Annotated in this window: 15 protein-coding genes; 5 read left to right on the top strand and 10 right to left on the bottom strand. The window is 69.5% G+C overall.

Going from position 1 to position 23,499, the window contains the following annotated elements; genetic code table 11:
- Nucleotides 1-132: 132 nt before the first annotated feature.
- The 3 genes from ACH4F2_RS06675 to ACH4F2_RS06685 all read left to right on the top strand — a co-directional run bounded on the left by ACH4F2_RS06675 (nucleotide 133) and on the right by ACH4F2_RS06685 (nucleotide 4,949).
- Complete coding sequence (locus tag ACH4F2_RS06675) at nucleotides 133-1,419, top strand: HRDC domain-containing protein (protein ID WP_398131599.1); 1,287 nt, start codon at nucleotides 133-135, stop codon at nucleotides 1,417-1,419.
- Between the two features lie 183 nt (nucleotides 1,420-1,602).
- A complete protein-coding gene (locus ACH4F2_RS06680; protein ID WP_398131600.1) occupies nucleotides 1,603-2,820 on the top strand; it encodes a thiolase family protein in 1,218 nt (405 codons plus the stop codon).
- Nucleotides 2,817-4,949, top strand: a complete 2,133-nt coding sequence (locus tag ACH4F2_RS06685; protein ID WP_398131601.1) for a 3-hydroxyacyl-CoA dehydrogenase NAD-binding domain-containing protein — start codon at nucleotides 2,817-2,819, stop codon at nucleotides 4,947-4,949. Before ACH4F2_RS06680 ends, ACH4F2_RS06685 begins: the two co-directional genes overlap by 4 nt.
- A gap of 99 nt (nucleotides 4,950-5,048) precedes the next feature.
- On the opposite strand, the gene ACH4F2_RS06690 is transcribed toward ACH4F2_RS06685, so the two are convergent.
- Entirely contained in the window at nucleotides 5,049-6,065 is a 1,017-nt protein-coding gene (locus ACH4F2_RS06690) for a hypothetical protein (RefSeq protein WP_398131602.1), read from the bottom strand.
- A 67-nt stretch (nucleotides 6,066-6,132) separates the two neighbouring features.
- Between ACH4F2_RS06690 and ACH4F2_RS06695 the strand changes: the two genes are divergently transcribed.
- Nucleotides 6,133-6,510 carry an NTP pyrophosphohydrolase gene (locus ACH4F2_RS06695; protein WP_398131603.1) on the top strand — a complete coding sequence of 126 codons (378 nt, stop codon included), beginning with the start codon at nucleotides 6,133-6,135 and terminating at the stop codon, nucleotides 6,508-6,510.
- Nucleotides 6,511-6,589: 79 nt separating this feature from the next.
- Here ACH4F2_RS06695 and ACH4F2_RS06700 read toward each other — a convergent pair whose 3' ends face one another.
- From ACH4F2_RS06700 to ngcE, 9 genes are all read right to left on the bottom strand, one after another.
- Entirely contained in the window at nucleotides 6,590-8,113 is a 1,524-nt protein-coding gene (locus ACH4F2_RS06700) for an amino acid permease (RefSeq protein ID WP_398131604.1), read from the bottom strand.
- Between the two features lie 151 nt (nucleotides 8,114-8,264).
- On the bottom strand, nucleotides 8,265-10,187 hold the full coding sequence (gene dxs / locus ACH4F2_RS06705; RefSeq protein ID WP_398131605.1) for a 1-deoxy-D-xylulose-5-phosphate synthase: 1,923 nt from the start codon (nucleotides 10,185-10,187) through the stop codon (nucleotides 8,265-8,267).
- A gap of 507 nt (nucleotides 10,188-10,694) precedes the next feature.
- Nucleotides 10,695-11,987, bottom strand: a complete 1,293-nt coding sequence (locus ACH4F2_RS06710; protein WP_398131606.1) for a sugar ABC transporter permease — start codon at nucleotides 11,985-11,987, stop codon at nucleotides 10,695-10,697.
- Nucleotides 11,984-12,775: an ATP-binding cassette domain-containing protein gene (locus tag ACH4F2_RS06715; RefSeq protein ID WP_398131607.1), complete on the bottom strand. Its 792-nt coding sequence runs from the start codon at nucleotides 12,773-12,775 to the stop codon at nucleotides 11,984-11,986. Before ACH4F2_RS06715 ends, ACH4F2_RS06710 begins: the two co-directional genes overlap by 4 nt.
- A 161-nt stretch (nucleotides 12,776-12,936) precedes the next feature.
- Nucleotides 12,937-14,040: a sugar ABC transporter substrate-binding protein gene (locus tag ACH4F2_RS06720; protein ID WP_398131825.1), complete on the bottom strand. Its 1,104-nt coding sequence runs from the start codon at nucleotides 14,038-14,040 to the stop codon at nucleotides 12,937-12,939.
- A 133-nt stretch (nucleotides 14,041-14,173) separates the two neighbouring features.
- Entirely contained in the window at nucleotides 14,174-15,385 is a 1,212-nt protein-coding gene (locus ACH4F2_RS06725) for an ROK family protein (RefSeq protein ID WP_398131608.1), read from the bottom strand.
- 232 nt (nucleotides 15,386-15,617) lie between these two features.
- Nucleotides 15,618-16,526: a carbohydrate ABC transporter permease gene (locus ACH4F2_RS06730; RefSeq protein ID WP_398131609.1), complete on the bottom strand. Its 909-nt coding sequence runs from the start codon at nucleotides 16,524-16,526 to the stop codon at nucleotides 15,618-15,620.
- Entirely contained in the window at nucleotides 16,523-17,584 is a 1,062-nt protein-coding gene (locus ACH4F2_RS06735) for a carbohydrate ABC transporter permease (protein WP_398131610.1), read from the bottom strand. The genes ACH4F2_RS06730 and ACH4F2_RS06735 overlap by 4 nt, the downstream gene beginning before the upstream one ends.
- 7 nt (nucleotides 17,585-17,591) lie before the next feature.
- A complete protein-coding gene (gene ngcE / locus ACH4F2_RS06740) occupies nucleotides 17,592-18,935 on the bottom strand; it encodes an N-acetylglucosamine/diacetylchitobiose ABC transporter substrate-binding protein (RefSeq protein ID WP_398131826.1) in 1,344 nt (447 codons plus the stop codon).
- A gap of 686 nt (nucleotides 18,936-19,621) precedes the next feature.
- Here ngcE and ACH4F2_RS06745 point away from each other — a divergent pair.
- Nucleotides 19,622-23,428 carry a GH92 family glycosyl hydrolase gene (locus tag ACH4F2_RS06745; protein WP_398131611.1) on the top strand — a complete coding sequence of 1,269 codons (3,807 nt, stop codon included), beginning with the start codon at nucleotides 19,622-19,624 and terminating at the stop codon, nucleotides 23,426-23,428.
- Nucleotides 23,429-23,499: the final 71 nt, after the last annotated feature.

Genomic DNA, 23,499 nt, shown 5'->3' on the forward strand with positions numbered 1-23,499 from the left:
CCCCTCTCCCCCCCCCCCCCCCCCCCCCCCGAACCACCACTAACCCCCACCGGCCGGTTTACCCCCCCCCGGCCGCCCCCCGAGGCAAGTGACGGGGGGGGGGCGCCGTCGATCCACCGATACCCTTGACAGGTGACCGACGCCCACGAAACCGCAGCAGACCGTTCACTGCGAACCACCGGAGGCGCCCCTCCGGACGACGCCGGATCTTCTGCGAGTCAGGCGCCGATCCCCTTGCTCGAACCACGCGAGGGCATTCCGCCGGTGATCACCGACGCGGCCGCCCTCGCCGAGGTGACCGCCGCCTTCGCCGCCGGACGCGGACCCGTCGCCGTCGATGCCGAGCGCGCCTCGGGTTACCGCTACGGCCAGCGCGCGTACCTGGTGCAGCTGCGCCGCGAGGGGGCCGGGAGCGCGCTGATCGACCCGGTGGCCTGTCCCGACATGTCCGGGCTGGGCGCCGCGCTCTCCGGAGCGGAGTGGGTGCTGCACGCGGCCACCCAGGACCTGCCGTGCCTGAGGGAAATAGGGATGGTGCCCACCCGCCTCTTCGACACCGAGCTGGCCGGGCGGCTCGCCGGGTTCCCGAGGGTCGGCCTCGGCGCGATGGTGGAGAACGTCCTGGGCTTCGTCCTGGAGAAGGGCCACTCGGCCGTCGACTGGTCGACCCGCCCGCTGCCCGAACCGTGGCTGCGCTACGCCGCGCTCGACGTCGAGCTCCTCGTCGACCTGCGAGACGCCCTGGAGAAGGAGCTGGACCGGCAGGGCAAGCTGGAATGGGCCCGGCAGGAGTTCGACGCGATCGCGTCGGCCCCGCCGCCCGAGCCCCGCAAGGATCCGTGGCGCCGTACGTCCGGCATGCACAAGGTGCGCCGGCGCCGTCAGCTCGCCGTCGTGCGGGAGCTGTGGCAGACCCGGGACCGCATCGCTCAGCGCCGGGACGTGTCCCCGGGCAAGGTGCTCGGGGACGCGGCCATCGTCGAGGCGGCGCTCGCGCTGCCGGTCAACGCGCACGCGCTGGCCGCGCTGAACGGGTTCGGGCGGGTCAACCGCCGGCAGGTGGAGCAGTGGCAGGTGGCGGTCGACCGCGCCAGGGCCCTGTCCGAGTCGCAGCTGCCGCAGCCCGGCCAGCCGGTGACCGGTCCCCCGCCGCCGCGGGCCTGGGCCGACAAGGACCCGGACGCCGCTGCCCGGCTGTCCGCCGCGCGGGCGGCGGTGACGGCGCTGGCCGAGCGGCTGAACATGCCGCAGGAGAACCTGATCACGCCGGACACGGTCCGCAGGGTCTGCTGGGAGCCGCCCGCAGCGGTCGACGCGGAGTCGGTGGGCGCGGCCCTCGCCGGGCACGGGGCCCGGCCGTGGCAGGTGGAACAGGTGACGCCGGCGCTGGTGACTGCGCTGACCGAGGGCGTGTCGTAGGAGGAGCGGCGGCGAGTTCCGGCCAAGATCCGGGTTCGGCGCGGCGACCCGGCGGTGTGACGTTCGCCGCTCCAGCCGGGGGGACTGGGCAGCTACGTTACCCACAAGTAGCATGGGGCTGAGCGCGCGCTCAGTGCATGCGCGCCGCAGCAGTGCCACCCCGCACCCTGGAGGAGAGCCATCGTGCCTCGTACCGTCAGGGACGTCGTCTTCGTAGACGGCGTCCGCACCCCGTTCGGCAAGGCGGGCCCGAAGGGCGTCTACCACGAGACCCGCGCCGACGACCTGGTCGTGAAGGCGATCCGGGAGCTGCTGCGCCGCAATCCCGGCCTCGACCCCAAGAAGATCGACGAGGTCGCCGTCGCCGCGACCACGCAGATCGGTGACCAGGGTCTGACCATCGGCCGCACCGCCGGCATCCTGGCGGGCCTGCCCACCTCGGTCCCGGGCTACTCGATCGACCGCATGTGCGCGGGCGCCCTGACCGCCGTCACCTCGGTGGCCGGCTCCGTCGCCTTCGGGGCGTACGACGTCGCCATCGCGGGCGGTGTCGAGCACATGGGCCGCCACCCGATGGGCGAGGGCGTCGACCCCAACCCGCGGTTCGTCAGCGAGAAGCTGGTCGACGAGTCCGCCCTGTTCATGGGCATGACGGCGGAGAACCTGCACGACCGCTACCCGAGCATCACCAAGCAGCGCGCCGACGAGTACGCCGTGCGCTCGCAGGAGAAGGCCGCCAAGGCGTACGCCGACGGCAAGATCCAGGCCGACCTGGTGCCGGTCTCGGTGCGCCGCACCAGCGAAGAGGCAGGTGAGACCGGCTGGGGCCTGGTCACCGCCGACGAGCCGATGCGTCCGGGCACCACGCTGGAGAACCTGGCGGGCCTGAAGACGCCGTTCCGTGTGCACGGCCGGGTCACCGCGGGCAACGCGGCCGGTCTGAACGACGGCGCGACCGCCTCCCTCATCGCGAGCGAGGACTTCGCCCGCGAGAACAACCTCCCGGTGAAGATGCGTCTCGTCTCGTACTCCTTCGCGGGTGTCGAGCCGGAGGTCATGGGTTACGGCCCGATCCCGGCGACGGAGAAGGCCCTGGCCCAGGCCGGCCTGTCCATCGACGACATCGGTCTGTTCGAGATCAACGAGGCCTTCGCCGTCCAGGTCCTCGCGTTCCTGGAGCACTACGGCATCGCCGACGACGACGCGCGCGTCAACCAGTACGGCGGCGCCATCGCCTTCGGCCACCCGCTCGCCTCCTCCGGCGTCCGCCTGATGACGCAGCTGGCCCGCCAGTTCGAGGAGCAGCCGCACGTCCGCTACGGCCTGACCACCATGTGCGTCGGCTTCGGCATGGGCGCGACGGTCGTCTGGGAGAACCCGCACTTCGAGGGGGACAAGTGAGCACCACCACCGCAGAGCTTCTGAAGGGTGCGGCCGAGCTGTTCCCGGGCGAGGTCGTCACCCAGGCGCACGTACGCCACTTCGACCTCCCCCTCGGTGCCGGGCGCTTCGCCCTGATCACCCTGGACAACGGCCACGACCACACCAAGCCGACCACGCTCGGCCCGCAGTCGCTGGCGAACATCGACGCCGCGATCGACCGGGTCGAGAAGGAGGCCGCGGACGGCGACATCGTCGGCGTCGGCGTCACCGGCAAGCCGTTCATCTTCGCGGTCGGCGCCGACCTCAAGGGTGTCGAGCTGCTGGAGCGGCACGAGGACGCGCTCGCCATCGGCAAGGGCGGCCACGACGTCTTCAAGCGGCTGTCGAAGCTGGCCGTGCCGACCTTCGCGTACTACAACGGTGCCGCGATGGGCGGCGGCGTGGAGATCGGCCTGCACTGCGCGTACCGCACGGTGTCGGCCGCGCTCCCGGCGTTCTCGCTCCCTGAGGTCTTCCTCGGCCTCGTCCCCGGCTGGGGCGGATGCACGCTGCTGCCGAACCTGATCGGCGCCGACAAGGCCGTCTCGGTGATCATCGAGAACAGTCTGAACCAGAACAAGCAGCTCAAGGGCGTACAGGTCTACGAGCTCGGCATCGCGGACGCGATCTTCGAGGGCGCGGACTTCCTGGAGCAGTCGCTGATCTGGACCGCGTCCGTCCTCAAGGGCGAGATCGCCGTCGAGCGTCCGGTGATCGACCGCGGCGAGGCCTGGGACCAGGCCGTCGCCAAGGGCCGCTTCATCGCCGACGGCAAGGTGCACGGCGCCGCCCCGGCCGCCTACCGCGCCCTGGACATCATCGCCGCCGCCAAGAACGGTGACCTCCAGCAGGGCTACGACGCCGAGGACCAGGCCCTCGCCGACCTGATCATGGGCGGCGAACTGCGGTCCGGCATCTACGCCTTCAACCTGGTGCAGAAGCGCGGCAAGCGTCCGGCCGGTGCGCCCGACAAGTCGCTGGCCCGCCCGGTCACCAAGGTGGGCGTCGTCGGCGCCGGCCTGATGGCGTCGCAGCTGGCCCTGCTCTTCCTGCGCCGCCTGGAGGTGCCGGTCGTCCTGACCGACATCGACCAGGAGCGCGTCGACAAGGGTGTGGGCTACGTCCACGCCGAGATCGACAAGCTGCTCGGCAAGGGCCGGATCAACCAGGACAAGGCGAACAGGCTGAAGGCCCTGGTCTCCGGCGTCCTGGACAAGGCCGAGGGCTTCGCGGACGCGGACTTCGTCATCGAGGCCGTGTTCGAGGAGATGGGCGTCAAGCAGAAGGTGTTCGCCGAGGTCGAGGCGGTGGCGCCCGCGCACGCGATCCTCGCCACCAACACCTCGTCCCTGTCCGTGTCGGAGATGGCGTCGAAGCTGAAGCACCCCGAGCGGGTCGTCGGCTTCCACTTCTTCAACCCGGTCGCGATCCTCCCGCTCCTGGAGATCGTCCGCGGCGAGCAGACCGACGAGGCCTCGCTGGCCACGGCGTTCGGCGTCGCCAAGAAGCTGAAGAAGACCGCGGTCCTCGTGAAGGACGCCCCGGCGTTCGTCGTGAACCGCATCCTGACCCGCTTCATGGGCGAGATCCAGAACGTCATCGACGAGGGCACCCCCGTCGAGGTCGCCGAGAAGGCCGTCGAGCCGCTCGGTCTGCCGATGTCGCCGCTGGTGCTGCTGGAGCTGGTCGGCCCGGCGATCGGCCTGCACGTCTCCGAGACGCTCAACCGGGCCTTCCCGGAGCGCTTCACGGTCTCCCCGAACCTCAAGGCGGTCGTCGAGGCGGGCAAGCGCGGCTTCTACGTCTACGACAGCGGCAAGCCGGAGCTGGACCCGGAGGTCGCCGCACTGCTGAAGCAGGGCGACACCGTCCTGACCGAGGAGCAGGTCCGCGACCGCGTCCTGGACGCGGTGGCCCAGGAGATCGGCCTGATGCTCGACGAGGGCGTCGTCGCCGAGGCCCAGGACATCGACCTCTGCCTCATCACCGGCGCCGGGTGGCCCTTCCACCTGGGCGGCATCACGCCGTACCTGGACCGTGAGGGCGTCGCCGAGCGGGTGAACGGGAAGCGGTTCCTGGAGCCCGGGGTGGCGAGCGTTCCGGCATAACCGGTCTGCCCGAAAAAAGGGGGCGGGCCGCACGGTGACGATCCGTGCGGCCCGCCCCCTTCTGCCTCGTGCGGTCCGGGGCAGCCCGGGTGCCTTCCCTCAGACCTCCTGCCACGCCGTGAGCGCCAGCCCCGGCTCGTCCTTGCGGCGGGCCAGCAGCAGCTGTCCCGTCGAGGGCGACAGGACCGCCGCGACCAGCCGGTCATCGGCGTCCAGGGCGAGGGAGACCTCGGCGTCCGCGGCCAGCGGCGGCCCGGACTCGGTCCACCAGGCGCCCGCCGACTCCCGCTCGCTGGGGTAGGCCGCGAAGGCGACGCGGCCGGAGGAGGAGCGCTGGGCCAGCACAGTGCAGTCGTGGCCGTCGAGTTCGCAGCGGACGGCCGCGACCGGCCCGGGCCCCGCCGCGGGGAGCAGGGCCACGGGGTCGGCACCGGGGCGCCAGGCGGACAGGTGGCCCGACGCGTCGGTGAAGAACAGGGTGGTGTCCTCGTCGGAGGTGGCCAGGGCGCGCAGGGTGCCCGGGCGGGCCTCGGCCTCCACCGACACCAGCTCCTGGAAGCGGGCGCCGGCCGCCTCCTGACGCCAGTGCAGGAGACGGCCGGGGGCGGTCGCGTACACCGCGACGCGGCCGGCCTTGTCCACCGCGGTCGCGAGGTCGTCCTGGAGGTCCGCGCCCTTCATGTCACGCCACGGGCCCCAGCCGCCCTTCTGCTTCTGGGGGCGCAGGCCGAGCCCCCCGTCGCCGTTGCGCACGAAGATGTGCGCGCGTCCCTGGTCGTCGACCGAGACGACGGGCGTTCCGGTCCGGTCGCCCTTGCCTCCCGGACGGCCGACGGAGTCCCAGTCCAGGGCGGCCAGCAGGGGCCGGAAGTGGACGGAGTGCACCACGTCCGACTCGCCGGTCGCCGTGGGCCGCCAGGAGACCAGGTGCACGTACTCATCGGTCCCCTGGCCGACCGCCAGGACGGAGTGCAGCCGCTGGTCCCCGCCCATCCTGCGCGGGGCGTCCCAAGGACCGCCCGGTACCCGCTCCGCGCGGCACAGGACCGCGTCGTGGGACACCTGATAGACGCTGAGTCGACCATCCCGGCCGCGTATGAGCCACTCGCCGTTCACTGGATCACCTTAAGCTGCCGGTCATGGCCTCACTCGGGGTGGGTCGGGAAAGTGCGACCCTTCCTCCATGGACGACAACGCACCGGTGCTCGTGATCGTCGACGCCGCGAACGTCGTCGGGTCCGTGCCCGACGGATGGTGGCGGGACCGGCGCGGGGCGGCGGAGCGGTTGCGGGACCGGCTGGCGGCGGACGGGGTGCCGGGGCGAGGCGGGCCGGTGGAGATCGTTCTCGTCGTCGAGGGCGCGGCCCGCGGGGTGGAGCCGGTCCCCGGCGTCCGCGTGGAGTCGGCGCCCGGCAGTGGGGACGATCACATGGTCGAGCTGGCCGCCCGGGCCTGCGGTGACCGTCCTGTCCTGGTCGTGACGGCCGACCGGGAACTGCGCCGCCGGGTGACGGAGCTGGGCGCCGAGGTGGCGGGGCCGCGGACGGTGCGGCCCGTGTGACGGCGTCCCCGCACCGGTGTACGGCGTCCGGCCCCGCGCTTCCCCCGGGAGGGGGACATACGGGGCCGGCGGACGGTGGTCAGGGAGTGTCTCCACCGGACGGCTTCGACGGACCTCCGGCCGGCGCCTCCTCGCCGTGGGCCAGGCGGCTGTTGTTGCGGCTGTAGAGGAAGTACACGAGGACGCCGATCGCCATCCAGACGCCGAACCGCACCCATGTCTCGGCGGGCAGGTTCAGCATCAGCCACAGCGAGGCGGCCACCGACACGGCCGGCAGCAGCGGCACCAGCGGGGTGCGGAACGCACGCGGCAGATCGGGGCGGGTCCGGCGCAGGATGATCACACTGATCGCGACGATGACGAACGCGAACAGCGTGCCGATGTTCACCAGCTCGGCGAGTTCGCTCAGGCTGGTGAAGCCGGCGACGATCGCGATGATCACGCCGAGCAGGATGGTCGGCCGGTACGGCGTCCGGAACTTCGGGTGGACATGGGAGAAGAAGCGCGGCAGCAGCCCGTCGCGGCTCATCGCGAAGAACACCCGGGTCTGGCCGAGCAGCAGGATCATGCACACCGTGGTCAGACCGACGGCGGCGCCGAAGCTGATCACACCGGCGAAGAAGGGGTGCCCGGTGGACTTGAAGGCGTCGGCGAGCGGGGCGTCCACGGACAACTCGCTGTAGTGCTGCATGCCGGTGACGACGATCGACACGGCGACGTACAGCGCGGTGCAGATGAACAGGGAGCCGAGGATGCCGCGCGGCATGTCGCGCTGCGGGTTCTTGGTCTCCTCTGCGGCCGTGGCGACGATGTCGAAGCCGATGAAGGCGAAGAAGACGACCGAGGCCGCGGTGAAGATGCCCATCACACCGAAGTTGGCCGGGGCCCAGCCGAACATCAGCTGGACCAGCGGTGAGTGGAGGCCCCCTCCCGCCTCCACCGGCTGCGCCTCGGGGATGAAGGGGTCGTAGTTGGAGCCCTTGACGAAGAAGGCACCCGCGATGATCACGATGAGGACGACGGCCACCTTGATGGCGACGACGACCGAGGTGACCCGTGCCGACAGCTTCATGCCGAGGACGAGGATGCCGGTGAGCACCAGCACCAGGACGGCGGCGAGGATGTCGAAGCCGAATCCCTCGGCGCCGTCCCGGCCGCCGAGCGCCGCGGGCATCTGCCAGCCCGCGTTGTCCAGCAGCGAACGGATGTAGCCGGACCAGCCGACGGCCACCACCGCCGTTCCGAGCGCGAACTCCAGGACCAGGTCCCAGCCGATGATCCAGGCGGGCAGTTCGCCGAGCGAGGCGTAGGAGAAGGTGTACGCGGAGCCGGCCACCGGGACCGTGGAGGCGAACTCCGCGTAGCAGAGCGCGGCGAGTCCGCAGACGACGCCGGCGACGACGAAGGCCAGGGCCACGGAGGGCCCGGCGTTGTTCTTGGCGACCGTGCCGGTCAGTACGAAGATGCCGGTGCCGATGATGACACCGACGCCGAAGACGGTCAGGTCCAGCGCGGACAGGGACTTCTTGAGCGCGTGCTCCGGTTCCTCGGTGTCCCGGATGGACTGCTCGATCTTCTTGGTCCTGAAGAGACTGCTGCTCACGGGTACCTCCGACGCTTGTCGTCCCCGACATGATCGAGAGGGGGGCGTACTGCGTATGCCCCGGTGTGAGTCGATTCACGCGGATGGGCCGGTTTCGCCACTGCAACGAGTGGAGAGACCGGCCCATCGGCGCAACAGCGGTCGCGCCGCGTCAGTCGCGCGCGGCCTCCACCGAGTCCGCCTCGGAGCGCTCGTACCGTCCGTCGAGCTTGGCGACCAGGCCGGTGACCTGGCGGGCGATGTCCGGCGCGGTGAGTCCGATCTCGGCCAGGACCTCGGCGCGGGAGGCGTGGTCGAGGAAGCGCGGCGGGATGCCGAAGTCGCGCAGCGGTACGTCTACGCCCGCGTCGCGCAGGGCCTGGGCGACGGCGGAGCCGACGCCGCCGACGCGCGAGTTGTCCTCGACGGTGACGACGACGCGGTGCCGCTCGGCGAGCGGGGCCATGGCCTCGTCGACGGGCTTGACCCAGCGCGGGTCGACCACGGTGGTGGAAATGCCCTGCTTGTCGAGCAGGTCCGCCACCTCCAGGCACATCGGCGCGAGGGCGCCGACGGAGACCAGCAGGACGTCCGGGTCGTCGGTGCCGGGGGCGCGCAGCACGTCCATGCCGCCGACGCGGCCGACGGCGGGCACCGCGGGGCCGACGGCGCCCTTGGAGAAGCGCACCACGGTCGGCGCGTCGTCCACCTCGACGGCCTCGCGCAGCTGGGCGCGGACCTGGTCGGCGTCGCGCGGGGCGGCGAGGCGCAGGCCGGGGACGACCTGGAGGATCGACATGTCCCACATGCCGTTGTGGGAGGCGCCGTCGGTGCCGGTGACACCGGCGCGGTCCAGCACGAAGGTGACGCCGCACTTGTGCAGGGCCACGTCCATCAGCACCTGGTCGAAGGCGCGGTTGAGGAAGGTGGCGTACACGGCGAAGACCGGGTGGACCCCGCCGTGGGCGAGGCCGGCGGCGGAGACCGCGCCGTGCTGCTCGGCGATGCCGACGTCGTAGACGCGGTCCGGGAAGGCCTTGGCGAACTTGTCGAGGCCGACCGGCTGGAGCATGGCGGCGGTGATGGCGACGATGTCCTCGCGCTCCCGGCCGAGCTCCAGCATCTCGTCACCGAAGACGGAGGTCCAGTCGGCGCCGGAGGTGGAGATGGGCAGGCCGGTGTCGGGGTGGATCTTGCCGACGGCGTGGAAGCGGTCGGCCTCGTCCGCCAGGGCCGGCTGGTAGCCGCGGCCCTTCTCGGTGAGGCAGTGCACGATGACCGGGCCGCCGAAGCGCTTGGCGCGGGTCAGGGCGGACTCCAGGGCCTCGAGGTCGTGGCCGTCGATCGGGCCGACGTACTTCAGGCCGAGGTCCTCGAACATGCCCTGCGGGGCGATGAAGTCCTTCAGGCCCTTCTTGGCTCCGTGCAGGGTGTCGTAGAGCGGGCGGCCGACGACCGGGGTGCGTTCCAGGAGGTCCTTGGTGCGGGCCAGGAAGCGCTCGTAGCCGTCGGTGGTGCGCAGGGTCGCCAGGTGGTTGGCGAGGCCGCCGATGGTGGGGGCGTAGGAGCGCTCGTTGTCGTTGACGACGATGACGAGGGGGCGGTCCTTGGCGGCGGCGATGTTGTTCAGCGCCTCCCAGGCCATGCCGCCGGTGAGCGCGCCGTCGCCGATCACGGCGACGACGTGGTCGTCGCGGTCGAGGACCTGGTTGGCCTTGGCGATGCCGTCGGCCCAGCCGAGGACGGTGGAGGCGTGGCTGTTCTCGATGACGTCGTGCTCGGACTCTCCTTGCGAGGGGTAGCCGGACAGGCCGCCCTTCATCTTCAGCTTCGAGAAGTCCTGGCGTCCGGTGAGCAGCTTGTGCACGTAGGACTGGTGGCCGGTGTCCCAGAGCACCTTGTCCTTCGGCGAGTCGAAGACGCGGTGCAGGGCGAGGGTGAGCTCCACCACGCCGAGGTTGGGGCCGAGGTGGCCGCCGGTCTTGGAGACGGCGTCGACGAGGAAGGTGCGGATCTCCTCTGCCAGGCCGCTCAGCTCTTCCAGGCTGAGCCGGTCCAGATCGCGCGGTCCCGTGATGCGGGTCAGCAGCGGCACCCGTGCCTCCTTGCAGTAGAGCTGTTGCCGGGCTTGACGAGTCTAATGTTCCGCCGTGGCGGAACGTGTCCGGGCGGTGCGTCGTACGTCACGCGTTCGGCCTTACCCATCGGCGGCCCGTTCTACGGCTTCCGTCCCGTCGGCGAGAACCGGTCCGGCCGGCCCTCGTCCTCGCCGATCCTGACGTACGGCGTCGTCCCGGCCCCCGGGAGCCCTCGTACGCGGCGCCGAGGAGCTCTCGTACGAACACGTTCGCCCAGGTGTTCAGCGTCCCCGCGGCCCCGGACCGGTACGTCTGCTCCTTCGGCGGCGGGCGGGCAGCACAGCGCCCGCCCGAGGGCTCAGCTCGGGCGGGCGGTGGTGCGGCCGCGACGTGCGCGGTGTCTGTCAGGGCCGGCCCCGGCGGGTCACGCCGCGGACGAGGGGTCCGGCACGTCCCCTCCCCACTTCCCGAAGGACGCGGGCGGTGTCGTCGCCTTCCCACGACCCCGGTCCGCCGGGCGGGCCCTACGCGCGGCCGGCCGTCTTCTGCGTCTTGCGGGTGATCGCGTCGATGACGACGGTCGCCAGCAGGACGCCACCGGTGATCATGTACTGGACCGGCGAGGCGATGCCCTGCAGGGCGAGGCCGTACTGGATCGAGACGATGACCATCACGCCGAGCAGCGCGTCCCAGGTGCGGCCGCGGCCGCCGAAGAGGGACGTGCCGCCGATCACGGCCGCGGCGATGACGTTCATCAGGAACTCACCGGTGCCCGCGCCCTGGTTGGCGGCGGCGATCTTCGAGGCGACGAAGAGGCCGCCCATCGCGGCGAAGGTGCCGGCGATCGCGAAGACCGAGATCCGGACCAGCTCGACGTTGATACCGGCGCGGCGGGACGCCTCGACGCTGCCGCCGAGGGCGAAGACCTTGCGGCCGTAGGACGTGCGGCGCAGCACGAAGTCCGTGAGCAGCAGGAACGCGAGGAAGATCACCACGGCCAGCGGCAGGCCCTTGTACTGGTTGAAGACGATCGCCACGGTGAAGGCCAGGGCGGCCAGCAGCACCGTGCGCACGATGATCTCGTTCAGCGGCCGGGACGGCACGCCCGCGGCCTCGCGGCGGCGGTTGTCGAAGAAGGCCGAGAGGAAGTACCCCGCGGTCACGACGATCGCCAGGCCGTAGGCGGCGGCCACGTCGCTGAAGTAGTAGCTGGTCAGCTTGACGACGATGCCGTCGGGGTTCAGGTTGATGGTGCCGTTGCTGCCGAGTATCTGCAGCATGAAGCCCTGCCAGAACAGGAGTCCGGCCAGCGTCACGGCGAAGGCCGGCACACCGATGCGGGCGAAGACGAAGCCGTGGACGGCTCCGGCCACGGTGCCGGTGAGGATGGCCAGCACCAGGGCCAGCACCTCGTTCATCCCGTGCGTGATGTTCAGCACCGCGAAGGTGGCGCCCGCGACACCGCTGACCGAGCCGACCGACAGGTCGATCTCGCCGAGCAGCAGGACGAAGACGATACCGACGGCGATCATGCCCGTGCCGACCATGGCGACGGACATGTCGGAGAAGTTGCCCGCGGTGAGGAAGTTGCTGTTCAGGCTGGTGAAGATGGCCCAGATGACCAGCAGACCGACGACGACCGGGAGGGACCCGAGGTCGCCCGCCTTCATCTTCCGCTTGAACTCGCCGACGTAGCCGGCGAAGCCCTGCTCGCGCACCAGCAGCCGCGGGTCGACGACGGGGGCCGCGGCGGGGGCGGCGTCGGGGTTCTCCACCGCGTGGTCGCCGGCGGTGGTGGAGGTCTTGTCGATGCTCACTTCTTGATCTCCCCATTGGTGCGCGCCGCACGACGGGTCACGGCGTTCTCCGTGGCGCCCGTGATGGCGGAGATGATCTCTTCCTGCGAGGTCGACTTGACCTCGAAGACGCCGTTGTTGCGCCCGAGGCGCAGGACGGCGACCTTGTCGGCGACCGCCTTGACATCGGCCATGTTGTGGCTGATGAGGATGACGGCGTGGCCGCGCTCGCGCAGCCGCTCGACGAGGTCGAGGACCTGGGCGGTCTGCTCGACGCCGAGGGCGGCGGTGGGCTCGTCGAGGATGACCAGCTTGGGCTCGCCGAGCATGGACCGGGCGATCGCCACGACCTGGCGCTGACCGCCGGAGAGCGAGGCGATCGGGATGCGGACGCTGGGGATGCGGATGGACAGGGTGTCCAGCAGCTCGCGGGAGCGGCGCTCCATCTCGACCTCGTCCAGGACACCGCGCTTCATGATCTCGCGGCCCAGGTAGAGGTTGCCTACGACGTCGATGTTGTCGCACAGCGCGAGGTCCTGGTAGACGGTCGCGATGCCCAGGTTCTGGGCGTCGTGCGGTTTGTTGATCGAGACGGCCTTGCCGTCCCACTCGATGGCGCCTTCATCGATGGGGTGCACGCCGGCGATCGTCTTGACCAGCGTGGACTTTCCGGCGCCGTTGTCGCCCACCAGGGCGACCACTTCACCGGCGTGGACCTCAAGCTCTACGTCGGTGAGCGCCTGGACGGCACCGAATCGCTTGGAGACCCCGCGCAACGCCAGCACGGGCGTAGCGGACACGTGAACCATCTCCTTCGCCGCCTGACCCGGCGGGAGGTTGTGCAGAAGTTTGGGGGGGTGTTCCGTCCGGCGCCCCGCGTAGCTTGCGGGGCTGTTGGGTGCGGGGCGCCGGAGGAAGCTGCGTGCAGCCGGTCCCGTACGCGCTCAGACGGTACGGGAGGCGGGGCTGCTTACTTGAGACCGATCTTGTCGCATGCGGCCTTGTAGGTGCCGGCGCAGATCTCGTCGAGGGTGTAGAAACCCTCCTTGACGACGGTCTCCTTGATGTTGTCCTTGGTCAGCGAGACGACCGGGATGAGGACCGTGGGGATGCCCTTGGTCGTGGCGCTGTCGGCCTTCTCCTTGGCGATGGAGTCGAGCGACTCCCCCTGGGCCAGGGCGACGGCCATCTCGGCCGCGACCGTGGCCTCCTGCGGGTAGGACTTGTAGACGCTCATGTGCTGCTCACCGGTGATGATGCGCTGCACACCCGCGAGTTCGGCGTCCTGGCCGGTGACCGGGACGTTCGCGATGCCCGCGCGCTTCAGTGCCGTGATGACGCCGCTCGCCATGCCGTCGTTGGCGGAGTAGACACCGATGATCTTGTCCTTGCCGAGGGCGGAGATGGCCGCCTGCATGTTGGAGTTGGCGTTCTCCGGCTTCCACTCCTTGGTGTCGTACTCGCGGCCGACGTTCACCTTGCCGTCGAGGACGGAGTGGGCGCCCTCCTTGAACTGTGCGGCGTTCGGGTCGGTGGAGGCCCCGTTCATCATGACGATCTGGCCGTCCTTGGCCTTGTCGCCCAGCGCCTTCAGCAGGGCCTCGCCCTGCGTCTTGCCGACGGTGACGTTGTCGAACGAGGTGTAGGCGTCGATCGGGCCCTCGGCCAGGCGGTCGAAGGCGACGACCGGGATGCCCTGGTCCTTGGCCTTCTTGATCGAGCCGGCGATGGCCTTGGAGTCCACGGCGCCCACGATGAGCACGTCGACCTTGTTGGTGATCATCGTGTCGACCTGCTGGGACTGCAGCGTGGGGTCCTGCTTGGCGTTGGCGTAGACGACCTCGCCCTTGTTGTTCGTGAGCTCCTTGACCTTCTTCTCGATCAAGGGCTTGTCGAACTTCTCGTAGCGCGCGTTCTGGTTCTCCGGCAGGAGCAGACCGACCTTGATGTCGTCGCCCTTCTTGGCCGACGAGTCGGACGAGTCCTTGTTCTCGTCGGACTCCGCGGCACTGCCGCAAGCGGCGAGCGAGAGCGCCATCGCGGTGGCGGCAACGGCAACGGCGGCACGACGCATACGCGTGTTCACTTCAGAAACCTCCCTGACGAGGCCGCGTCGTTGCGGCCGAGGTGGCTGGAAGTCAACTCGGCCGCACGTGCGACGTCAAGAAGTAAATCCTTAACGAGATGGCAACGGTGCCATCCGTTCTCTAAGTGAAGACGGGGGAGGCCGCCTTCAGGGCGCCGGTCGCAGTTCCGTCCAAAAGCGTCGAATCGCCCATCTCGCTGAGGGCGAGGGCGAGCGCCCCGAGCACCTCCGCACGCCCCCCAAGTGCCCCGGGAAGAATGGAGAGTTGACGCGCCGCGCTGGGGATCGCGTAACGGCCGACGGACTCCCGGATCGGGCCGAGCACCAGCTCACCCGCCTCGGCCAGATCGCCGCCGAGGACGACGCGGCTCGGGTTGAGCAGGTTGCAGAGGTTGGCGACTCCACTGCCGATGTGGCGGCCGACGTCGGCGATCACCCGGCGGCAGCCCGGGTCGCCGTCCCTCGCCAGCCGCACGACGCCCTCCATCGTCAGCTCGGTGCCGTGGCTCGGCTGGAGGAGCGGGAGCACGTAGCGCGCGGACGCGAAGGTCTCCAGGCAGCCCCGGTTTCCGCAGCGGCAGACGGGACCGGCTTCGTCGAGCGTGATGTGCCCGATCTCACCGGCCGTGCCGCCGGGTCCGCGGTAGATCTTGCCGTTGATCACCAGGCCCGCGCCGACGCCGCTGGCGACCTTGATGTACGCCAGGTCCCGCACCCCCCGGCCGCTGCCCCAGACCAGCTCGCCGAGGGCGCCGAGGTTGGCGTCGTTGTCCACGTGCACCGGCACGCCGAGCCGCCCCCGCAGCTCCTCGGCGGGCCGGGTGCCTCCCCAGCCGGGCAGGATGGCGGTCGAGCCCAGGGTCCCGGACTCCACGTCGATCGGGCCGGGCACGCCGAGGCCCACTCCGGCGATCTTGGAACGGTCGACGCCGGTCGCCGCGATGAGCCGGTTGACCAGCTGCTCCGCCCGGTCGAGGCCCTGCGCCGCGGACGCGTCGACGTCCAGCGGCTCGGACTCCTCGGCGAGCACCTGGTGGGCGAGGTTGCCGACCGCGACACGCAGGTGCGTGTGCCCGAAGTCCACGCCGATGACAATCCCGGCGTCCCCGCTCAGCGAGACGCTGCGGGCCCGCCGGCCGCCCGCCGACGTGGGCGTGACCTCGACCGTTCCGCCGTCCTTCAGTTCCCGGACGATGTTCGAGACCGTCGCCGCGGACAGGCCCGTCGTCCTCGCGATCTCCGCCTGCGTGAGCGACCCTGCGAGCCGTACCGCTCGTACGACCCGTTCCAGGTTGGCTCGGTGCAGCGACGACTGCGACCCGGGAGTCTCCATTGACTCTCACCCTCATCCCTGGGTCCGCGTCGCCCTGTGTGATGCGGACCTTGTACAAGTTATGAACCCCAAACTCCGCTGAATCGCCCAGTGGCGTCAAGCCCTTGAAAGAAATCGGTTCCAGGCCGTGTCCACGGCCGACTGTCAGCGGTACGCCGCAGGGGTCCGGCCCCGGAGAGCTGTCTCTCCGGGGCCGGACCCCTGCGTACGACGGGTGGAGCGGCGGTGGGCGTCAGCGGAAGGTGCCCTGCGACACCGAACCGGCGATCCGCCGCTGGAAGACGCAGTACACGATCAGTACGGGCACCACCGTGATCACGATCGCCGCGAACAGCGCGCCGTAGTCGATGTCGTAGACCTGCGAGGACGCGTAGGCGGCCATGCCCTGGGTGAGGACCCACATGTCCTGGTCGGTGTTGAGCGCCACCGGCAGCAGGAACTGGTTCCACAGGCCCAGGAAGTTGAAGATCGCCACCGCCGCCATGCCCGGACTGGCCATCGGCAGCATCACCTGGAAGAACGCCCGCCAGTCCCCGGCACCGTCGATCAGCGCGGCCTCGTACACGTCGTGCGGCAGCGACCGGAAGAACGAATAGAGGAAGAACATCGTGAACGGCAGCGCGAACGCGACATAGGTGAGGATCAGTCCGAGACGCGTGTTCAGCAGCCCGAAGTTCTGCAACTGGAAGAAGAGCGGAACGATCGCCAGGAAGACCGGGAAAGTCAGGCCGGCGAGCATCACGTAGTAGATCAGCCGGCGGCCGGGGAACTCGAACCGGGCGAGAATGTAGGCGCACATCGCGCCGAGCAGCATCACCAGGATCAGTGCCGAGACCACGACGATCACGGAATTCAGGAAGTACCTTCCGATGTTCGCGTCGGTCCACGCGTTCGCGTAGTTCTCGAACCGCCAGTGATCCGGCAGCGAGAACGGCGACGAAAGGATCTCACCGGTGGATTTGAACGACGACATCAGCACCCACAGCATGGGCACGATCACGATCACGGACCACAGGATCAGCAGGGCGTGCGAGATCGCCGCGAATCTGCGGTCGCTGCTCGCGGCGACGCGCGTCAGCTTCCGGTCTCTCGCCGGCTTCCGGTCACCGGCCGGCTTCCGGTCGGCGGCAATGACGCTCACCGGGCACCTCCCTTGGCTGCGGCACGCCGAGCTCTGGACCCAGGTGCTTTCCTCTTGCTCTCTCCCTCGCCGCCGCCCGTGAGGCGGTTGACGAGGAACACCAGCGCCGCGAACACCAGGGTGACGACGGCGAGGACGACGCCCATCGCGGTGGCGTAGCCGAACTGCTGCTTTGCGAAAGCGACGTTGAACAGACGCTGGCTGATCGTCAGGGTCGAGTTGTCCGGGCCGCCGTTCGGCACCATCGCCTGGACGTAGACGAACGCGTCGAGGGCGGCGATGCCCAGGTAGATGTACGCCGTCTGCACGCTGTCCCGGATCGCCGGCAGGGTGATCGAGATCGTGGTGCGGAACCGGCCGGCCCCGTCGATCCTCGCCGCCTCGTACAGCTCGGCGGGAACGCCCTTGATCGCGGCGATGAAGAGCACCGCGTAGAACCCGACGAGCCCCCAGATGATGACGAACATCACGGCCGGCATCGCGGTCGCCTTCTCGCCCAGCCACGCGAACGTGTCGAACTGGTCGAGGCCGAGGCCGGTGAGGACGCCGTTGAGCAGGCCGGCGTTCGGGTCGTACATCTGCGCCCAGATCAGACCGACGATGATCGCCGGCACGACGTAGGGGAAGAACGAGATGATCCGGTAGAACGACGCTCCCCGGATTCCTCGGACGGGGCCCTTGCTGGGCCCGCCCAGGGTGACGGCCACGGCGACCCCGAGGGCGAGCGTCAGCGTCACCAGCGGCACGAAGGCCGCGAGGAGTGCGACGTTGCGCAACGCCTTCACGAAGATGTCGTCCTGGAACATCTTCGTGAAGTTGTCGAAGCCGACGAAGTTGTAGTCCGGGCTGAAGCCACGCCAGTCGGTCATCCCCCAGAAGATCGCCTGGCCGAACGGGATCAGGACGAAGATCACGAAGATGGCCAGCGGGACACCGAGGAACGCGAGGAAGAACGTCACCCGGTCGAACGTGAGCTTGCGGCGCCGTGGCCGCCCGCTGCGAGCGGCCGGCTCGGGCCGGCGGCTCGCGGTTTCGGCAGTGGGGATCGTGTCTTTCATCGCGGGGCTAGCTGACCTTGACCTTGTCGACGGAGTCGTCTTCCCGGACCTTGTCGGAGATCTTCTGCATAGCCGAGGTCAGCCCCTTGCCGTCGAGGTCACCGGCGAGGAACGAGTTCCACGGCACCAGCTGGTCGGTGTTCATCCCGTAGGTCTCGACGAACATGTAGTTGAAGATGTCGGTGCCCGCGGCCTCCAGCATCTTCGTCTGCGAGACGAGGGCCGTCGACCCGTAACCGTCGGCGGGCACGGTGCCCTTGACGATCGTCGGGGCCAGCTTCGTCCTGGAGAAGTTGGCGGCCGCCTTCTCCGACAGCATCGCCCGCAGCACTTCCTTGCCGCCGGCCGGGTTCTTGCCCTGCTTGGGCACGATGAACGGCTCGCCCGCGGCCGCGCGGAGCGACTCGTAGGGCAGCTGCGGCTTGTCGGTGAGCGTCATCGACGGGAATCCGGTCATCTGGAAGTCCGCCTTGGTGGCCTTCTTCATCTCGTTCTCGATCCAGCCACCGGACGGGTAGAGCAGCGCCTTCTGGTCGTTGCTCCAGATCGCCTGCGCCTTCTGGAACTGGGTGCCGGAGCCACCGGGGACGAACATCTTCTGCTTGACCATGGTCTCCATGACCTTGATGACGCCCTGGACGGCCGGGTGCGACCAGCAGCCCTTCTCCAGGTTCTCCAGGGCGAGCCGGACCTCGTCGCCGCCCTCCTTGATCGCCGAGTCGATCAGGAGCGTGCGGTAATAGGTCGCCGCCTCCTTGCCGTGGACGAAGAGGTACTTGCCCTTCTTCTTCGCCTTCTGGCCGAGGTCGAGCGCCTCGTCCCAGGTCTTCGGCGGGGTCCAGTCGTTCTCCTCGAAGAGCGTCTTCGAGTACCAGACGCCGTACACGGTCATCACGTAGTTGAGCGCGACGAACTTGTCCTTGAACGTGCCGGGGGCCTTGACGCCGGGGTAGACGATGTCGGCGATCTTCTTGCCTTCGTAGGTGTTGGCCTCGAAGAGGTCGTCGAGCTCCTCCAGCTGGTCGAGGATGCCGAGGAAGCCGATCTGGTCCTCACCGGAGTTGTCGATGAGGTCCGGCGGGTTGCCGCCGACGAAGCGGGGCTGGAGCTGGGGGGCGATGTCGACAACCGGCTTGACCTGGACCTTGAGGCCCTTGACCTGGCTGCCGAGCACCTGGTTGGTGTAGTCGACGTAGTCGGTGCCGTAGCCGCCGTCGAAGATGGCCGCTTCGACCGTGGAGCTCGCGGCGACACCGAACGGGTTGTCGGCGCTCTTCTCGCCCTTCGGGCCGCCGTCGCTGTCCTTGTTCTCGCTGGAGGGAGAGCTGCACGCGACCGCGAACGAGCCCATCGCCGCGGTGGCGATGGCCCCGCGCAGGAGCGTCCGCCTGTCAAGAGAGCCGGCACGAATGGTCATCTCTGCATCCTCACTGATCGATTGGTTCTGTCCGGGTGTGCTGCGTGTGCGGCCGCCGTGACCGGACCGGTCCTGCGCCGGCCGCACGTGAGGCGTTGTCGCCGTCGTCTCGGAACCGCGGTGCGGCGCCGATGATCAGCTGAGCGATGCCGGCACAACAGTCGCCGAGGCCGGAGCGGCGGTCGCGCTCCGCCCGATCAGATCGCGATGGCCCACACCGGTGGTGGATCCCATGCTCAAGTCCTCGCCTTCTCCAGGACTCAGGCGGTGAACCGGATCCTCCCCGGCACCGCGTTCGGGTCAAGCTGGGTCATGCAGGAAGTGCGGCCGTACAAGGTCGGGTGCGGTGAAGATGCCCCGGAGTGCCGACAGGTATAGTCCACTTAACACTGACGGAGCAAGATCGAATGCAAGGTTCCTCATACGTCTTTTCCGAGTTGAGACCTCGCGGAAATATGAGCGGCCTGCGTGTCCCCTGAAGGAAATTTCCCGGGCACCGGACCCAGGCGCCACAGTCAACACCCTTGACACCATTGACCCCTTCAAGCGCTACTAGTCCTTGCGTATCGAAAGTGACAACGTTGTCCATTTCCCAGTGAGCGCAGGGAGGGTGCTGGCGCATGCAGTACAGAGTTCGGCACAGATGGGGTCCGGCGGTCGTGGTGACGACCGCCTTCGCTTTGGCGGTGGGCTCACAGGGGGCGGCGGTCGCGCTGCCCGCCGCACCGGCCACGGCGGACCGGGAGTTCGCGTCGTCCTTCGAGGCGGACGACCCGGTTCCGGACTGGGTCAGCACCGTGGACGCGACCCCCGACGGCAGCAAGCGGTCGGCCGGCGTGGACGGCGGGTACAGCACCGGCATACCGGGCAATGTCACCGAACACGTCACCGGCGTACGGGCGAGCGCCGAGAACACGGGCGGCGGCGAGGTGAAGGAGAACCTCGTCGACGGTGAGCCGGGCACCAAGTGGCTGACCTTCGAGAAGACCGGCTGGGTCGAGTTCGCCCTGGACGAGCCGGCGAAGATCGCCAAGTACGCGCTCACCTCCGCCAACGACCACGCCGAACGCGACCCGATGGACTGGACGCTCAAGGGCTCGGCGGACGGCGAGACCTGGCAGACCGTCGACACCCGCTCCGGGGAATCCTTCGGCGAGCGGTTCCGGACGAAGACGTACGACCTCGCCGAGGTCGCCGAGTTCCGGCACTTCCGGCTGGAGGTCACCAGGAACAACGGGGCGGGCGACGCGCTGCAGCTCGCCGACGTCCAACTGGCCACCGCCGCCACCGACACGCCCGTCCCCGAGGACATGCTCTCCGTCGTCGACCGCGGCCCGAGCGGCTCGCCGACGGCGAAGGCGGGAGCCGGCTTCACCGGCAAGCGGGCCCTCAAGTACGCCGGCCGGCACACCGCGGACGGCCGGGCGTTCTCGTACAACAAGGTCTTCGACGTCGATGTGAAGGTCGAACGCCGCACGGAGCTCTCCTACAAGATCTTCCCGTCGATGGCGGACGGCGACCTCGACTACGACGCCACCAACGTCTCCGTCGACCTCGCCTTCACCGACGGCAGCTACCTGAGCGACCTCGACGCGACGGACCAGCACGGCTTCCCGCTCACCCCGCGCGGCCAGGGCGACGCCAAGGTGCTGTACGTGAACCAGTGGAACAGCGTGAAGTCGGGGATCGGGTCGGTCGCGGCCGGCAAGACCGTCGACCGGATCCTGGTGGCGTACGACTCCCCCAAGGGCCCGGCGAAGTTCCGCGGCTGGCTGGACGACGTGGCGATCGAGCGCGCGGAGCCGGAGCGGCCGAAGGCCCACCTCTCCGACTACGCGCTGACCACCCGCGGCACCAACTCCAGCGGCAGCTTCTCCCGCGGCAACAACTTCCCCGCGACCGCCGTGCCCCACGGTTTCAACTTCTGGACGCCGGTGACCAACTCCGGTTCGCTGAGCTGGATCTACGACTACGCGCGCGGCAACAACGCGGACAACCTGCCGACGCTCCAGGCGTTCGGCGCGAGCCACGAGCCGAGCCCCTGGATGGGCGACCGGCAGACCTTCCAGGTGATGCCGTCCGCCGCCTCCGGCACCCCGGACACCGGCCGGGAAGCCCGCGAGCTGGCCTTCCGCCACGAGAACGAGACCGCCCGGCCGTACTACTACGGGGTGCGGTTCGAGAACGGCCTGAAGGCCGAGATGGCGCCGACCGACCACGCGGCGATGATGCGCTTCACCTACCCCGGTGACGACGCGAGCGTGATCTTCGACAACGTCGAGGACAAGGGCGGCCTGACCCTGGACAAGGAGAACGGCACCTTCTCCGGCTACTCGGACGTCAGATCCGGCGGGTCCGCGGGCGCCACCCGGCTCTTCGTCCACGGCGAGTTCGACAGCGAGGTCACCGGCGGCGGCTCCAGCGGCGTCAAGGGCCACCTGAGCTTCGACGCGGGCAAGGACCGCACCGTGACGCTGCGCATCGCCACCTCGCTGATCAGCGTCGACCAGGCGAAGGACAACCTGCGCCAGGAGATCCCGCAGCGCACCTCCTTCGACAGGGTCAAGCGCGACGCCCAGAGGCAGTGGGACCGCATCCTCGGCAAGGTGAAGGTCGAGGGCGCCACGCAGGACCAGCTGACCACGCTGTACTCCAGCCTCTACCGGCTGTACCTGTACCCGAACGCCGGCCACGAGAAGGTCGACGGGAAGTACAAGTACGCCTCCCCGTTCTCGAAGGCGGTCCAGGAGGACACCCCGACGCACACCGGCGCCAAGGTCGTCGACGGCAAGGTGTACGTCAACAACGGCTTCTGGGACACCTACCGGACCACGTGGCCCGCGTACTCCTTCCTGACCCCGTCCAAGGCCGGTGAGCTGGTCGACGGCTTCGTGCAGCACTACAAGGACGGCGGCTGGACCTCCCGCTGGTCCTCGCCCGGCTACGCGGACCTGATGACCGGCACCTCCTCGGACGTGGCGTTCGCCGACGCGTACGTCAAGGGCGTCGACTTCGACGCCAGGGCGGCGTACGACGCGGCCGTCAAGAACGCCACCGTGGTGCCGCCGTCCTCGGGCGTGGGCCGCAAGGGCATGGACACCTCACCGTTCCTCGGCTACACGAGCACGGCGACGCACGAGGGCATGTCGTGGGCGCTGGAGGGCTACCTCAACGACTACGGCATCGCGAAGATGGGCGAGAAGCTCTACAAGGAGACCGGCGAGAAGCGGTACCGGGAGGAGTCGGCGTACTTCCTGAACCGCGCCCAGGACTACGTCAACATGTTCGACGCGAAGGCCGGCTTCTTCCAGGGCAAGGACCTCGCGGGCGACTGGCGCGTCGACTCCGGGAAGTACGACCCGCGCGTGTGGGGCCACGACTACACGGAGACCAACGGCTGGGGCTACGCCTTCACCGCCCCGCAGGACAGCCGGGGCCTGGCCAACCTGTACGGCGGCCGGGACGGCCTCGGCGACAAGCTCGACGAGTACCTCACCACCCCGGAGACGGCCTCCCCGGAGTTCAAGGGCTCCTACGGCGGTGTCATCCACGAGATGACCGAGGCGCGGGACGTCCGCATGGGCATGTACGGGCACTCCAACCAGGTCGCCCACCACGCCCTGTACATGTACGACGCGGCCGGGCAGCCGTACAAGACGCAGAAGAACGTCCGCGAGGTGCTCTCCCGCCTCTACACCGGCAGCGACATCGGGCAGGGCTACCACGGCGACGAGGACAACGGCGAGCAGTCGGCCTGGTTCCTCTTCTCCTCGCTCGGCTTCTACCCGCTGGTGATGGGCAGCGGCGAGTACGCCATCGGCTCCCCGCTGTTCACCAAGGCGACCGTCGAGCTGGAGAACGGCCGCGAGCTGGTCGTCAAGGCGCCGAAGAACAGCACGGAGAACGTCTACGTGCAGGGACTGAAGGTCAACGGAAAGCGCTGGAACTCGACTTCGCTCCCCCACTCGCTGATCGCGAAGGGCGGCGTCCTGGAGTTCGACATGGGCCCGCGGCCGTCCTCGTGGGGCACCGGCGACAACGCGGCACCGGTGTCGATCACCAAGGACGACGAGGTGCCGTCCCCGCGCGCCGACGCGATCGAGGCCGAGGGCGCCCTGTTCGACGACACGTCGGCGACGGACGCGAGCGTGACGTCGGTGGACCTGCCGGTGTCCGAGAAGGGCGCCGAGGCGGTCCAGTACACCCTGACGTCGCCGGCGGACCGGGCGAAGGCCCCGACCGGCTGGAAGCTCCAGGGATCGGCCGACGGCACGACCTGGCGGACGCTGGACCAGCGCTCGGGCGAGTCCTTCGCCTGGGACCGGCAGACCCGGGCGTTCTCGGTGAAGTCGCCGGGCACGTACGCGAAGTACCGGCTGGTCCTGGACGGCGAGCACACGCTGGCGGAGGTGGAGCTGCTGGCGTGAGCGGATGAGGCACGGGGGTGGCGGGTTGGGGCTTGTGGCCCGAACCCGCCACTCCCGTGTGACGACCCATT

Origin of the sequence: Streptomyces sp. NPDC017890, assembly GCF_044328675.1 — a bacterium.
Classification (GTDB): Bacteria; Actinomycetota; Actinomycetes; order Streptomycetales; family Streptomycetaceae; genus Streptomyces.

Bases quoted from the DNA above. Each gene is read 5' to 3' on its own strand.
- ACH4F2_RS06695 (WP_398131603.1), top strand. From the start codon at position 6,133: ATGGACGACAACGCACCGGTGCTCGTGATCGTCGACGCCGCGAACGTC.
- ACH4F2_RS06715 (WP_398131607.1), bottom strand. From the start codon at position 12,775: ATGGTTCACGTGTCCGCTACGCCCGTGCTGGCGTTGCGCGGGGTCTCC.
- ACH4F2_RS06720 (WP_398131825.1), bottom strand. From the start codon at position 14,040: ATGCGTCGTGCCGCCGTTGCCGTTGCCGCCACCGCGATGGCGCTCTCG.
- ACH4F2_RS06725 (WP_398131608.1), bottom strand. From the start codon at position 15,385: ATGGAGACTCCCGGGTCGCAGTCGTCGCTGCACCGAGCCAACCTGGAA.
- ACH4F2_RS06735 (WP_398131610.1), bottom strand. From the start codon at position 17,584: ATGAAAGACACGATCCCCACTGCCGAAACCGCGAGCCGCCGGCCCGAG.
- ngcE (WP_398131826.1), bottom strand. From the start codon at position 18,935: ATGGGCTCGTTCGCGGTCGCGTGCAGCTCTCCCTCCAGCGAGAACAAG.
- ACH4F2_RS06745 (WP_398131611.1), top strand. From the start codon at position 19,622: ATGCAGTACAGAGTTCGGCACAGATGGGGTCCGGCGGTCGTGGTGACG.